We start from the raw sequence: 13,393 nt of genomic DNA on the forward strand, positions 1-13,393 counted from the left end.
TCAGCGCTTGGAGTACTGCGACGCCTTGCGGGCCTTCTTCAGGCCGTACTTCTTGCGCTCGACCGCACGCGGGTCGCGAGTCAGGAAGCCGGCCTTCTTCAGTGCCGGACGATCCTCAGGGGTGACCTCGATGAGGGCACGGGCGATCGCGAGACGCAGCGCACCGGCCTGGCCCGAGGGGCCGCCGCCGACGAGCTTGGCGTAGATGTCGAACGACTCGGTGCGCTCGACGGTCACCAGCGGAGCCTTGATGAGCTGCTGGTGAACCTTGTTGGGGAAGTAGTCCTCGAGGCTGCGGCCGTTGAGGGTGAATCCACCCGAACCGGGCAGCATGCGGACGCGGACCACGGCCTCCTTGCGGCGACCGACGGTCTGGATCGGACGGTCGATGACCACGGGACCACGATCGATGGTGACCTCGGCGGCAGCGGGTGCCTCGGTGTCGTAATCGTCTGCGGCCTGCTCGAGCTCGACAGCGGCCTCGACGGCAGCTTCGACAGCGCCCTCTGCGGCAGCGGTGTTCTCACCGGCAGCGGCCTGCGCCTCGGCGGCGTTCTCGACTGCGTTTTCCACAGCCTCGTCGCTGATGTTCTCGTTGCTCACTGGGCCACCTGCTTGATTTCGAAGGGAACGGGGCGCTGGGCCGCGTGGGGATGGTTCGGGCCTGCGTACACCTTGAGCTTCGAGGCCATTGCGCGGCCGAGCTTGGTGTGGGGCAGCATTCCCTTGATCGCCTTCTCGACGACCCGCTCGGGGTGCGAGTCGAGCAGCTCTGCGGTGGTCTGCACCTTGAGGCCACCCGGATGTCCGGAGTGCCGGTAGTTCAGCTTGCGGTCAGCCTTGTTGCTGGTCAGCGCAACCTTCTCGGCGTTGATGATGATGACGAAGTCGCCGCCATCCATGTGGGGTGCGTAGGTCGGCTTGTGCTTGCCGCGGAGCAGGTTCGCGCTCTGCACGGCCAGCCGGCCGAGCACCACGTCGTTGGCGTCGATGACATGCCACGTACGCGTGATGTCACCGGCCTTCGGGGTGTAAGTAGGCACAGGTGGTCCTCAACTCTTATGTCGATGGTGCTGGTCAGGAGCGCAGACGGAGACGATTCCCGGCGACCAGTGGGGACCCGGGGCTCTGCTACCTTGCTCCGTGCAGGAGCGAAGGTGTCACGCACCAGCGATTCAGAGTACGCGACGCCGCAGGTCAGGGTCAAAACGCGGCCGGTGGCATCACGGGACGATCCGCACCGTCGACACAGCCCGTGCACAGTGGGCGTCGACCGATTCTCCCGCAGAACCGGCCTGGCACCCGATACTCACCTGAAGGTCGTCGTCGACCAGCACGTACCAGCGGATCGCCGACCCCGACGCCGGCGCCTCGCGGTAGGCGATCACCTCGCGATCTCCGAACCTCGTCGACGCCGAGAACTCACTCACCACGTCGTCTCCACGCTGACTGATCCGGTTGCGCAGACTGTTCGCCACCGAGTCGAGCGTCGACGCCGACCGGACGTCGCTCTGCACGAGGAGTATCCGGCCACCGGACCCCGGATCGGTGAAGACACTGCGGGTCTGGCCCTCGCCACGATCGGTCGGATCGCCGGGCATCGGCGGTGCACTGTGATGCCAGGCGGCGGGCACCGAGAGCGTCGTGCGCCCGACCACGGCGTCGCGGTATGCCGGGCCCTGTGGCGCGTGGTGTCCCCATCCGACGACGCCGAGCACCACCAGACCGACGACCAGCGCGGCACAGCATGCGATCGGCAGTCGGTACCGCCGCGCGAACGACTGGCGTGCACGTGTGTCCTCCGGTTGAGCACCCACCGCCTCGGGTAGCGGGGCAATAACCGTCGTCCGTGCTCCGTGCCGACGGACAAGTCCCCGATCGACCGGCACGACTCGTCCGGCGACGGTGTGCGCGCAGATCTCCTCGATCGCGGCGCGTACCTGATTCCGGTCTGCGCCGTCGACGAATACCGCCTCGATCGAGTCGTCGATGAGCTCGACGATCTTTTCCCCCGCCTGCGCATCGCCGTCGACAGTAATGACCCCGCTGCGCTCGATCGCCCATCCCGCGGAGGTGCGAACCATCCGCGCAACATCCCAGGTCGGTGGCACCGTGTCGGCCGGATAGCTCGGCCGGTGTGTCGTCTCGACGACCACGCAGTTGCCCATCACGGTGTCGCTGTGACTGCGGGCCACGAGAACAGCGCGCGGTATCAGGCTCACGGGCGGGTGCATACCTGCCGCCGCCCGGGAGAGAACTCCGCACCGCACCGACCCCCAGGTGCTGGGGTGGCCGATCAGGATGGGTCTGCCGCTCACGCTGCGAGCGATGTTCCACAACACCTCACGCCACAGCTCCGCGACATCACGCGACGCGCCGGCCACGGTCACCACGGCCGCGTCGATGTGGTCGAGCAGGAAGGTGACATCGGAGAGCTCCGGCCAGGTCATGGTGTCGACGACCGCCTCGCCGTACGCAAGATCGACGACGACCGGCGGGGCCGTCGGTGCGGCCGGTGCGAGCAGTTCCCGCGGGATCGCGACGCTCACTGATCCGCCTCGAGGGACACCTGGATCATCTCCTGCGGCCTGACCCGCGACACGAGTTCTCCGCGGCCGGGCACGAGCTGCTGCATTCTGGATCGACCGACGATGTAGCCCTCGTCGCGGTCGCCGCTCATCAGCAGCACGTCGCTCGACAGGTCCTTCAGGCGGGCGATCACCGGATCGAACATCGCCCGACCGACACCACCAGACCGACGTGCGAGCACGATGTGCAGTCCGATATCGCGGGCGTGCGACGCCATCTCGACCAGCGGTTCGATCGGATGTCGCGCGCCGGTGGCCACCATGTCGTAGTCGTCGATGATGACGTAGATGTCGGGGCCCGACCACCAGCTACGTTCCTTCAGCTGCTGCACCGTGAGGTCTTCCGGTGGCAGCCGATCACGGAAGTAGCCCGCGAGCTGGGTCATCATCGATCCCGCGTTCTCGGTCGAGCTCGCATAGCCCGCGAGATGATCGCCCTCGATGATGCCCAGCATGGTCCGACGGAAATCGACGAGGACGATCTTGACCTCGTCGGGCGTCGAATTGCGCACGAGCCCGTTCACGATCGTCCTGAGCACGTTGGTCTTGCCGTGTTCGACGTCGGAGAACACCATGAAGTGCGGCTGCACGCCGAAGTCGAGGATGACGGGAGCGAGCTCGAGTTCGCCGACGCCGATCGCTACCTGGTTGGGCGCCAACGTGATCGACGACGCCGCCAACAACTCGTCGACGCGCTCACGCGTGATCTCGGTGCCGAGTTTGCGAACCGGCATTGCTTGCCGGTCGGCCCCGTAGATGGTCTGCAGCTTCTCGGCGGCGTGAGCGACGCCTGCGCGTAGCGATTCCGACGAGGAGACCCCGTCGAGCCTCGGCAGCGCGATGAGCATGTGCAGCTCCTGTGCGGTGAGTCCGCGTCCTGGTCGATTTTGCGGCACCGATGCCGCCACGCGCCTGCCCATCGTCGAATCGCTGGGGTCGCCGAGCCGCAGTTCGATCCGACTGCCCATCAGGTCGCGCATCGCCGGCTTGACCTCTGCCCATCTCGACGCCGCGATGACGACGTGGACTCCATACGAGAGTCCCTGTGAGACAAGCGTGCTGATCTGTTCGTCGAGGAAGTCGAATTCGCCGCGGAGCACCGCGATGCCGTCGAAGACGAGGAACACATCGCCGTGCCGGTCGTCGCCGAGAGGGTCGTCGTCGGCGAGGATTCCGGTGGCGAACCACTGCGACCGACGCGCGCGGAAATCCTGCATCGACTCGATTCCCAAGCGCGCGAATAACAATTCGCGACGGCGCAGGATCGCCGACACCTCGGCGACCGTGCGACGCACCGCGTCGAGGTCGCCGCGCGAAGCCACCGACCCGACGTGCGGGACACCGGTCAGACCCGCGAGGCTGCCTCCACCGAAATCGAGGCAGTAGAACTGAACCTGCTCGGGCGTGTGCGTTGCCGCCATCGACATGACCAGAGTCCGCAGCGTCGTCGACTTGCCCGATTGCGGGCCACCGACAACCGCGACATTGCCTGCGCCGCCGGACAGGTCGAGCAGGAGCAGGTCGCGACGCTGGTCATACGGGCGGTCGACGATGCCGACGGCAGCGACGAGATTGCCTGGTGCGGTAGCCCGGTTCACGTCCCAACCGGTAAGTGCATCGACTGTCGGCGACTCGTCGAGCGGCGGCAACCAGACACCGTGCGCCGCGGGTCCGTGTCCGGCAATCCTCCCGACAAGTGTCTGCAGCAACGTCGGAACCCCGACTCCGACGACGTCGGCACCGACGTTGCCGTTGTCACCGGAATCGCCCGACGCGCTTCCGTCGACCGCGTTCATGCCTGCAGTGCTCGCGTCGACGGCCGGCGGCTCCTCGTCGAGCAGCGCCAGCGCGGCATCGAGTACCGAACCTTGCTGCGCCACTGAGTAATCTGCCCCGCCGTAACCTGCCCCGCCGTAATCTGCACCGTCGTGGTCCGCGCCGTCGAGTGGCACCGGCAACGCCGAGAACAATTTCATCGTGGCGCGCGGACGGTCGGGGTCCTCGTCGATCTCGTCGAGGTAGGCAGACGGCGAGTGATAGGCCCCTGACACGTACGAGGTGTTGAACCTGATCGGTTCGGCGCTGTCACATTTGAGGTATGCAGAGCCCGGGACGCTCGGCAGATGGTAGGCGTCGGGAACGCCGAGCACCGACCTCGACTCGTTGGCCGAGAAGGTCTTCAGCCCGATGCGATACGACAGGTGACTGTCGAGACCGCGCAGCTTGCCCTCCTCCAACCGCTGCGAGGCCAGCAGCAGATGGATGTGCAGAGAACGCCCGAGCCTCCCGATCGCTACGAACAGCTCCGCGAAATCGGGCTTCTGGGAAAGCAATTCGGAGAACTCGTCGACGATGATGAACAGCGCTGGCATCGGCTCGAGACGCACACCCGACGCGCGCGCACGCTCGTACTCGGCGACGTTGGCGAAGTTTCCCGAGGCACGAAGCACCTCCTGGCGACGAGTCATCTCACCGGAGAGCGCGTCCTTCATCCGATCGACCATCGCCAGCTCTTGTTCGAGGTTGGTGATGATCGCCGCGACGTGTGGCGCCCATTCGAGCCCCAGGAACGTCGCCCCGCCTTTGAAGTCGACGAGCACCAGGTTGAGTTCGGCGGGCGAATGGGTCGCCAACATCGACACGACAAGCGTGCGCAGAAACTCGGACTTCCCCGAACCCGTTGCGCCGATGCACAATCCGTGCGGCCCGGTTCCGCCGTGTGCGCTCTCTTTGATGTCGAGTTCGACGGGGGTTCCATTCGGTTGGAAACCGATCGGAACACGCAGACGATCCTTACCCGTCCGTCCGCGCCATTCGACAGCTGGATCGAATCGGGCAACATCGTCGATGCCGAGGAGAGCGGGCAGTCCCGGGTCTCCCGCCGTGGCTTCGGAGTCCAGGTTGGCCAGGCTCGCCGCGGTTGCCACATGATAGCGAGCCAGTCTGCGTGCAATGGCCTCCGCTTCGGCGATCGTCAACCCATCCATGTCGGCGAACTCCTCGATGCCGACAGCGCTTCGCGCACAAACCTTTCCGCCGCGAATCGTCAGCTCGAGTCCGCGTCTCGCCGCGAGGCCGTCGGGCGGGGCGGACAGATCGAGAACGGTCACCTGTTCGGTACCGGCATCGTTGATCAGCCGCTCGTCACCGGCGACGTGGCCGTCGTCGATGATCACGACGAGGTGCGCTCGACCGGCGACGGGCGGCGCGGATCTGCTGAATCGACCGCGGTCGAGTAGTTCCGCGGCAAGCGACGTCTCCAGATCAGCCAGCGACTCGAAAATCATGCGCATCGGCCCCAGTCCGTCACGGAGGCTCGGATGTCCCACGTGAGGAAGCCATTTCGTCCAGTCCCACGCCTCGCCGACGGGGTCGGAGGTGACGATCGCAATCCGCAGGTGGTCGGGCCCGTGGAACACACACAGCTCTGCGACGAGGGCGCGCACCACGTCGCGTGTCTCCCCGCGCACGCCGCCGATGTTGACTGCCGGAAACCCGCGCAGGGAGATCGACGTCGGCAATCGGTGAACGACGGAATGTGTTCGGACGAAACGGCGTAACGCCACCATCGAAACGGGCTCGAGGTCTTCGGGTGGCCCGGTCTCTGGCGGCATCAGGCGTGTCGCGAGCCCGTGCGCGCCCACACCGATCCGGACGTGTGCGAAGTCGGCATCGGATGGCCGTCGTTCCCACATCCGGCGCGTACCGATGAGCGTCGGGAGTGCGCGCGGGTCGGGATGACTCCAGGTCAGCGCTGCGCGCTGCGCGTCGACGGTGTCGCGGACCTGTTCCCGCAGTTGTCCGAGGTACCTGAAGTAGTCCTTGCGCTCCTCGTTGAGCTCCGCGGCGCGCTTACCCCCTCCCCGACCACCCGCGGCGAACATGCCGAACATCGACATGAGCATCATCAGCGGAAACATCATGAACAGCGGGTTGCTGAGAATGTTGCGACCGCCGGTCGCGAACATCAACGCCAGCATTCCGATGACCGCGACGACCATGACGACCGGAAGCAGCTTCATCAACAGGTTCCCGGGGACCACACGGGGAACGTCGGGCGGGGGCGCGATCGTCAACTCACCGCCGGGGGTACGCGGCATGGCGATCCGCGCACGCCGCACGAACCCCTCGGTCGTCGAAGCCAACTCATCTCCCCCACAGAACCCGGACACACGCTGCGCCTCATGGCTTCTAGCCCTGTTGAGACTTGGCTGGTCGTCGATGTCGTAGTTCGCTATGTTAACTCCCAACCGCGGGGAGAACGGACAAACATGACATCTGTGGACACGTCGAGGACGGGCGGGGGCAGCCCGGTCGGGGGCGGGCTGGTCGGGGGCAGCTCAGCCACCGAGCGCAGCGCCGGCCGTACGACGTCGATCGAGCCGGCACTCGTGCGAGTGTCGGTCCTCGGCGGCAACACCCAACTCGACGTCGGGCTCCCCGCTGCCGTGCCGGTGGCAGTGCTGATCGGCGAACTCGTCGCCCAGATCACCTCACGCATCCCGGTCCAGCGCGACCAGGACGACCCCGACGTCGGCCCCTCGACGCAGCCACCCGACCGCCATCACCGTTGGACGCTCGCACTCGTCGGACAGCAACCGCTCGCGCCGAACCGAACGTTGTCGGAGTCAGGTGTTCGCGACGGCGACCTCCTGATGCTGCAGTCGGTCGACACCGGCGAATCGCCTGTGCTGTTCGACGACGTCGTCGACGCCGTCGCACGACTCAACGATTCGGTGTTCGCGACGTGGTCGCCGACCGCCGCGCGCTACAGCGGATACGTCGCGACCTTGGTGGCCACACTGGGTGCAGCCACATCGCTCGGCCTCACTCGACTCGGCGGAATGGGAAGCACGACAGCAATATTCGGTGCGATCGCGGCGCTGGCATTTCTTGTCGCCGCCGCGGTTGTCGCGCGACACTACGACGACGCGCCGTCGGCAACCGTGCTGTCGGCGTCGGCCATGCCATTCGCATTCGTCACGGGCCTGTTGACGCCTCCCGGCACCTTCGGCGCCGCCCACCTGGCGCTGGGGTGCGCGCTGGTCTTGCTCGCCGCTGTCGTCTCGTATCGCGTGACCGCGGTCGGGCCGGTCACCCACAGCGCGCTGACCACTGCCGCCGCGCTGGCAGGCGGTGGAGCAGTCCTGGCGCTCGTCGCAGACGGCGTGGGTGTCGAGAAGGTGTCGGCGGTCGTGGCGGCAGTCGGCCTGTTGACCGTGTGCACCGCATCGCGCGCGACGATCCTACTCACCAAACTGCCTGTGCCACCGGTACCGACGGCGGGCGCACCGATCGACCTCGACGTGTTCGAACCGACGCCTGCGATCGAGGGGATCGGCGCTATCGGTGCGATTGCGCTACCCAAAGTCGATGCGCTCGAACGACGCTCACATCTCGCCAACGCGTATCTGACCGGGATCATCGGCGGCGCAACCACTGTCACCGCAATAGCAGCATGTGGTACAGCCGCTCCCCTCTCGGGATTCCACGTGATCGCGGTCACATACGCGATCGTCATCGGTCTGGTCCTGTGCCTGCGTGGTCGCTCGTACAGCGACCTCGCGCAGGCGGCAACACAGATCGCCGGTGGCGCGTTGACGGTGATCGCGGTCTTCGTCGGACTCGCGGTGGGCGATCCGTCGCCGTGGGCACTCGTCGGGTTCGGCGTCGCAACGGCACTGGCTGTCGTTGCCGTGATCGTCGGCAGACTCGCTGCGGCTCATGACTTCTCACCGATGCTGCGGCGCAGCGCAGAACTGTTCGAGTATGCGTTGCTGCTCGCGGTCATCCCGTTGCTGCTGTGGATACTCGACCTTTACCGCATCGTGCGGGAGTTCTGACGTTGGCGCGCGCACGCGCATGGTCTGTTGTGGCGGCGATGGTCTCGTGCGTCGCGGTGCTCGTATGCTCGAGTGAGGCTCCGGCGCTTGCGGTGACACCACCGATCATCGACGCCGCCGCGCTGGTCAGATCTGCACCCGTGGCACCGCCCGAAGCCACAGAGCAACGCACGCTGTGTGCCACACCGATTGCCGCAGAAGCGTATTCGTCTGCGACGGGTGCGCAGGCGATGATGCGGCTGCCGGACGCCTGGCGATTCAGCAGGGGCACCGGACAGCGCGTCGCGGTGATCGACACCGGCGTGAGCCCGAGTCGACGACTCCCCCGGCTGACCGCGGGTGGCGACTACGTGTCGACCGGCGACGGTTTGTCCGACTGCGACGCACACGGCACACTCGTCGCGGGCATCATCGCGGGCGCGCCGAGCAGCACCGACGCCTTTACCGGCGTGGCACCCGACGCGTCGATCATCTCGATTCGTCAGTCGAGTACAGCGTTCGGCGCCAAGCGTTCTCGCGGTTCCGACGATCCGAACGTGGGAAGTGGATACGGCTCGGTCCGCACGCTCGCCAACGCGGTGGTCCGCGCCGTCGACCTCGGCGCAACGGTCATCAACATCTCGGAGGTGGCGTGTGCCGCCGTAGGGTCCAAGCTCAACGACCGATCGCTCGGCGCCGCAGTGAGATACGCGCACACGCGCGACGTCGTTGTCGTCGTCGCCGCGGGCAATCTGACGCGTGATTCGGCATGTTCGAGTCAGAATCCGATCCCCAGCGGAGACGACCCGACGGGCTGGCGTTCGGTCTCGATGATCGCGAGCCCCGCATGGTTCTCGCCGTATGTGCTCACGGTCGGCTCCGTGGACGCGGGCACCGGCGCTCCCAGCGATTTCAGCATCAACGGACCGTGGGTGTCTGTAGCGGCACCGGGAACCGACGTCGTCAGCATCGACGGTTCGGGTCGGGTCGTGTATGCGCAGCAGGATCAGTCGGGTCCAATCCCCTTGCGCGGCACCAGCTTTTCGACCGCCTACGTGAGCGGCCTCGTCGCGCTTGTCCGTGCTCGATACCCGCGACTGACCGCCGCCGCGGTCATCGATCGTGTCACCAGAACGGCCCACGCGCCGGGTAACGGTCGCGATACCCGTATCGGATTCGGAGTCGTTGACCCCGTCGCGGCGCTCACCGCAGAACTCGACGACACCCCGCGCGCCGACGCCGTCGCACATCCGATCGCAGCGCCACCGTCACCACCGCCGCCCGATCACACCGCTCGCAACGTCGCCCTGCTCGGCACGGGAGCGGCCGCGGTGCTCATCATCGTGGTTCTCGCACTCGCGCTGCCACATCGACGCACCCGCACGCTCAGTCCGGACGAGTACTGACTCGCCGGGAGTACAACAGGCGTCGGCTACTTCGACGACGTCCGCGCGGGCCGCAACTCGCGCGGCAGTGCGAACGTCAGCGTCTCCTCGGCGGTGTTGACCTTCTCGACCGTGTTGTAGCCGCGCTCGGCGAGGTAGTCGAGCACTCCGCGCACCAAGACCTCGGGCACCGACGCACCGGAGGTGACGCCGACAGTCGAGACGCCATCGAGCCACGAGTCGTCGATCTCGCGGGCGTAGTCGACAAGGTGGCCGTCCTTGGCGCCGTTCTGCACCGCGACCTCGACAAGCCGCACCGAGTTCGACGAGTTCTTGGACCCCACCACGATCACCAGATCGCACTGCGGAGCCATCGCCTTCACCGCGACCTGGCGGTTCTGCGTGGCGTAGCAGATGTCGTCGCTCGGCGGGTCGTTCAGAAGGGGGAACTTCTCCCGCAGCCGCCGCACGGTTTCCATCGTCTCGTCGACCGACAGTGTGGTCTGCGAGAGCCAGATCACCTTGGACTCGTCGCGCACGGTCACCTTGTCGACGCTGTCGGGGCCGTCGACGATCTGGATGTGCTCAGGAGCCTCGCCGGAGGTTCCCTCGACCTCTTCGTGGCCCTCGTGACCGATCAGCAGGATGTCGTAATCGTCGCGGGCGAAGCGCTTGGCCTCCTGGTGCACCTTGGTGACCAGCGGACAGGTGGCGTCGATGGTCTTGAGACTGCGGGCCGCAGCCGTGCGATGCACCTCCGGCGACACCCCGTGCGCGGAGAAGACGACGATCGCACCCTCCGGTACCTCGTCGGTCTCGCCGACGAACACGGCGCCACGCTCGGTGAGCGTGTCCACGACGTGCCTGTTGTGAACGATCTCTTTACGCACGTAGACCGGTGCTCCGTGCTTGTCCAGGGCGCGTTCGACGGTCTCGACCGCACGGTCGACGCCCGCGCAGTAACCACGCGGCTCGGCCAGCAGGACACGCTTGGGTTCAGACATGGTCTCCAGGGTACGTGGTGTCATGCCCGCGAACCGCCGCACTTCGGGTTGGTGTGACGCAGACCAGATGGCAGAGTGTTGTCATGGTTCGCGCACCCTATCCTGCACGTATCGCCGCAGGTCTCATCGTCGTGGCAATCGAAGAGACCCGCCGACTGCCGACTCGCCTGTTCACGCTGCCCATGACAGCGGTTAGTCAGACGCTGCAAGCCGGTATGCGGGCACAGCAGCAGATCGCCGAGCTGGCCATCAAGGGCGACGAGGCGCTCGACCTTCTCTTCGACAAACCCGACGAACAGCCCGAGTGGGCACGCTTCGACGAAGACGAGCTGACCGAGATCGACCCCGGGACGCCCATCGAGAGTCCGGACACCGAACCAACCGTGACCCGGACCGCCCAGGTCACGACGCTGCACGCGGCACCGAAGATGACTGCGAAGTCGTCCACTGAGCCCGCCGCGGCGCACAAGAGTTCGGCCGACAAGAGTTCGGCGCAGAAGAAGTCGGCCCATAAGGACACAGCGACAAAAGCCCCGAAGGCCACGGCCGAGACGAGCACGGCGACCAAGAACTCGACGCCCGCGAAGGCCACCCCCAAGGCGGAACCCGCTAAGACCGCGACACCGGCGTCGTCGAAGACCACCGAGGCCGCGGCGCCCCGTGCCGACGCAGGGCGGTTCGCGCTCTACAGCTCCGCACCCGCCGACCTCATCGCAGGTGAGACAGCCCCCACGGACGACAACCTCTCCGACGTCGACAAGCCGGAGATCGTCGAGTTCATCGAGTACGACACCCTGACGCTGGCCCAACTGCGCGCCAAATTGCGGGCCGTCGACCTCGACGACCTCACCGCGTTGGTCACGTACGAGACGGCGACAAAGAACCGGGCGCCGTTCATCACGATGCTCGACAACCGGATCACCGCCCAGAACAAGCGGTCGTGACCTCGGCGAACGCAACGCCGCCCGGGAACTCCAGAGACAGCGGGAACTCCCAGGACACGGGAAACAACGCCGACAACCCGTGGCCGGTACGCACCGTCAACCGCAAGATCGCGGAGTGGATCAACCGGCTCGGGCAGATCTGGGTGGAGGGTCAGGTCACCCAGGTCTCGCGCCGACCAGGTACCCGAACCTCGTTCCTCACGCTGCGTGATCCGGCCGCCGACATCTCGATCACCGTCACCTGCAGCCCCGACCTGTTGATGCGCACCGAGGTGCCCGTGACCGAGGGCAGCCACGTCGTGATGCTCGGCCGACCCGACTTCTACGCCGGCCGCGGCACGATCTCGTTGCGCGTCACAGACATTCGGCCCATCGGCGTCGGCCAGCTACTCCTGCGCATCGAGCGCCTCAAACAACTCCTGGCGGCGGAGGGACTCTTCGATCCGCGCCTCAAGCGGTCACTGCCGTTCCTGCCCCGCACCGTCGGGCTGATCTCCGGACGCGCGAGCGCCGCGCAGCGTGACGTGATGTCGGTGGCGCAAGCACGATGGACGCAGGTGCGCTTCGCGGTCCGCGACGCTCCCGTCCAGGGACCGACAGCGGTGCCACGCATCCTGGCGCACCTCGCCGATCTCGACGCCGACCCCGAAATCGACGTCATCGTGATCGCACGCGGCGGTGGCAGCGTCGAGGATCTGCTCCCCTTCTCCGACGAGGCCCTGCTGCGGGCCGTCGCAGCATGCACCACGCCGGTCATCAGCGCGATCGGACACGAACCCGACAATCCGCTCCTCGACCTCGTCGCCGACATCCGCGCCGCCACCCCGACGGACGCGGCCAAGCGCGTCGTCCCCGACGTCACCGCCGAACTCGCGGGCATCGCCGAGATGCGCCGACGCAGCGCGCACGCACTGCGCAACTGGGTCCACCGCGAAGAACGGGTGATCGCGGGCCTGCGTGCACGGCCAGTCCTGGCCAACCCGTTCACCATGATCGACCGGCGCTCCGACGACGTCGAACGCATGCGCCGCGATATCCGGCGCGACGTCAGCAGGATGGTCGACGCCGAGCAGCGCCGCGTCGAACATCTCTCCGCCCGCCTGTCGACACTCGGTCCGGCGCAGACGCTCGCCCGCGGATACGCCGTCGTCCAACGCGTCGACGACGGCGAACCCCACGTGGTGACCTCGACCGACCAGATGCCCGCGGGCGCACGACTGCGCATCCGCGTCGGCGACGGCGCCGCGGCGGCTGAGGTCACGTCACCACAACCCGCCCCCGACGCCGAGAAGCACACAGCGAAGAGCACCGACACCCCCAGCACGAAGAGGAGCACGAAGTGACCGGCCCCGCGAAAGGCAAGTCCGCCAAGCCGATTCCGGTGGCGCAGCTCGGTTACGAGCAGGCACGCGACGAGCTCATCGAGGTCGTCACGACACTCGAACACGGTGGCCTCGACCTCGACGCATCGCTCGCACTCTGGGAACGCGGCGAAGCATTGGCGACGCGCTGCGAGGAACACCTCACCGGCGCGCGTGACCGCATCGAGGCTGCCCTCTCACCCGGCGAGGACGACGAGGATGAGGAGTTCGACGACTCAGATTCCGACGAGGACTGAGCTCGTCCGGACTGGGCTCACCCGGACCGGAA

Annotated in this window: 10 protein-coding genes; 5 read left to right on the forward strand and 5 right to left on the reverse strand. The window is 66.8% G+C overall.

Annotated features, from left to right (window positions below; all coding sequences use genetic code 11):
- From rpsI to eccCa, 4 genes are all read right to left on the reverse strand, one after another.
- Nucleotides 1-603 carry a 30S ribosomal protein S9 gene (gene rpsI / locus ABW18_RS14205; RefSeq protein WP_053117479.1) on the reverse strand — a complete coding sequence of 201 codons (603 nt, stop codon included), beginning with the start codon at nt 601-603 and terminating at the stop codon, nt 1-3.
- Nucleotides 600-1,043 carry a 50S ribosomal protein L13 gene (gene rplM, locus ABW18_RS14210; RefSeq protein WP_049699623.1) on the reverse strand — a complete coding sequence of 148 codons (444 nt, stop codon included), beginning with the start codon at nt 1,041-1,043 and terminating at the stop codon, nt 600-602. The genes rpsI and rplM overlap by 4 nt, the downstream gene beginning before the upstream one ends.
- A gap of 180 nt (nt 1,044-1,223) precedes the next feature.
- On the reverse strand, nt 1,224-2,549 hold the full coding sequence (locus ABW18_RS14215; RefSeq protein WP_083444409.1) for a type VII secretion-associated protein: 1,326 nt from the start codon (nt 2,547-2,549) through the stop codon (nt 1,224-1,226).
- Nucleotides 2,546-6,733, reverse strand: a complete 4,188-nt coding sequence (eccCa, locus tag ABW18_RS14220) for a type VII secretion protein EccCa (RefSeq protein WP_049699624.1) — start codon at nt 6,731-6,733, stop codon at nt 2,546-2,548. The genes ABW18_RS14215 and eccCa overlap by 4 nt, the downstream gene beginning before the upstream one ends.
- A gap of 126 nt (nt 6,734-6,859) precedes the next feature.
- Between eccCa and eccD the strand changes: the two genes are divergently transcribed.
- Complete coding sequence (eccD, locus tag ABW18_RS14225; protein ID WP_053117482.1) at nt 6,860-8,431, forward strand: type VII secretion integral membrane protein EccD; 1,572 nt, start codon at nt 6,860-6,862, stop codon at nt 8,429-8,431.
- Between the two features lie 2 nt (nt 8,432-8,433).
- On the forward strand, nt 8,434-9,816 hold the full coding sequence (gene mycP / locus ABW18_RS14230; RefSeq protein ID WP_414652008.1) for a type VII secretion-associated serine protease mycosin: 1,383 nt from the start codon (nt 8,434-8,436) through the stop codon (nt 9,814-9,816).
- A gap of 26 nt (nt 9,817-9,842) precedes the next feature.
- On the opposite strand, the gene ABW18_RS14235 is transcribed toward mycP, so the two are convergent.
- Entirely contained in the window at nt 9,843-10,799 is a 957-nt protein-coding gene (locus ABW18_RS14235; protein WP_049699815.1) for a 4-hydroxy-3-methylbut-2-enyl diphosphate reductase, read from the reverse strand.
- An 83-nt stretch (nt 10,800-10,882) separates the two neighbouring features.
- Here ABW18_RS14235 and ABW18_RS14240 point away from each other — a divergent pair, with 83 nt between their 5' ends.
- From ABW18_RS14240 to ABW18_RS14250, 3 genes are read left to right on the forward strand one after another with little or no spacing between them, the layout of a single operon-like run.
- Nucleotides 10,883-11,743, forward strand: coding sequence for a lipid droplet-associated protein (locus tag ABW18_RS14240; RefSeq protein WP_049699625.1), 861 nt, complete (start codon nt 10,883-10,885; stop codon nt 11,741-11,743).
- On the forward strand, nt 11,740-13,086 hold the full coding sequence (xseA, locus tag ABW18_RS14245; protein ID WP_049699626.1) for an exodeoxyribonuclease VII large subunit: 1,347 nt from the start codon (nt 11,740-11,742) through the stop codon (nt 13,084-13,086). The genes ABW18_RS14240 and xseA overlap by 4 nt, the downstream gene beginning before the upstream one ends.
- A complete protein-coding gene (locus tag ABW18_RS14250; RefSeq protein ID WP_049699627.1) occupies nt 13,083-13,361 on the forward strand; it encodes an exodeoxyribonuclease VII small subunit in 279 nt (92 codons plus the stop codon). The genes xseA and ABW18_RS14250 overlap by 4 nt, the downstream gene beginning before the upstream one ends.
- The last annotated feature ends 32 nt before the right edge of the window (nt 13,362-13,393 follow it).

Source organism: Gordonia jacobaea (assembly GCF_001186365.1).
Classification (GTDB): Bacteria; Actinomycetota; Actinomycetes; order Mycobacteriales; family Mycobacteriaceae; genus Gordonia; species Gordonia jacobaea.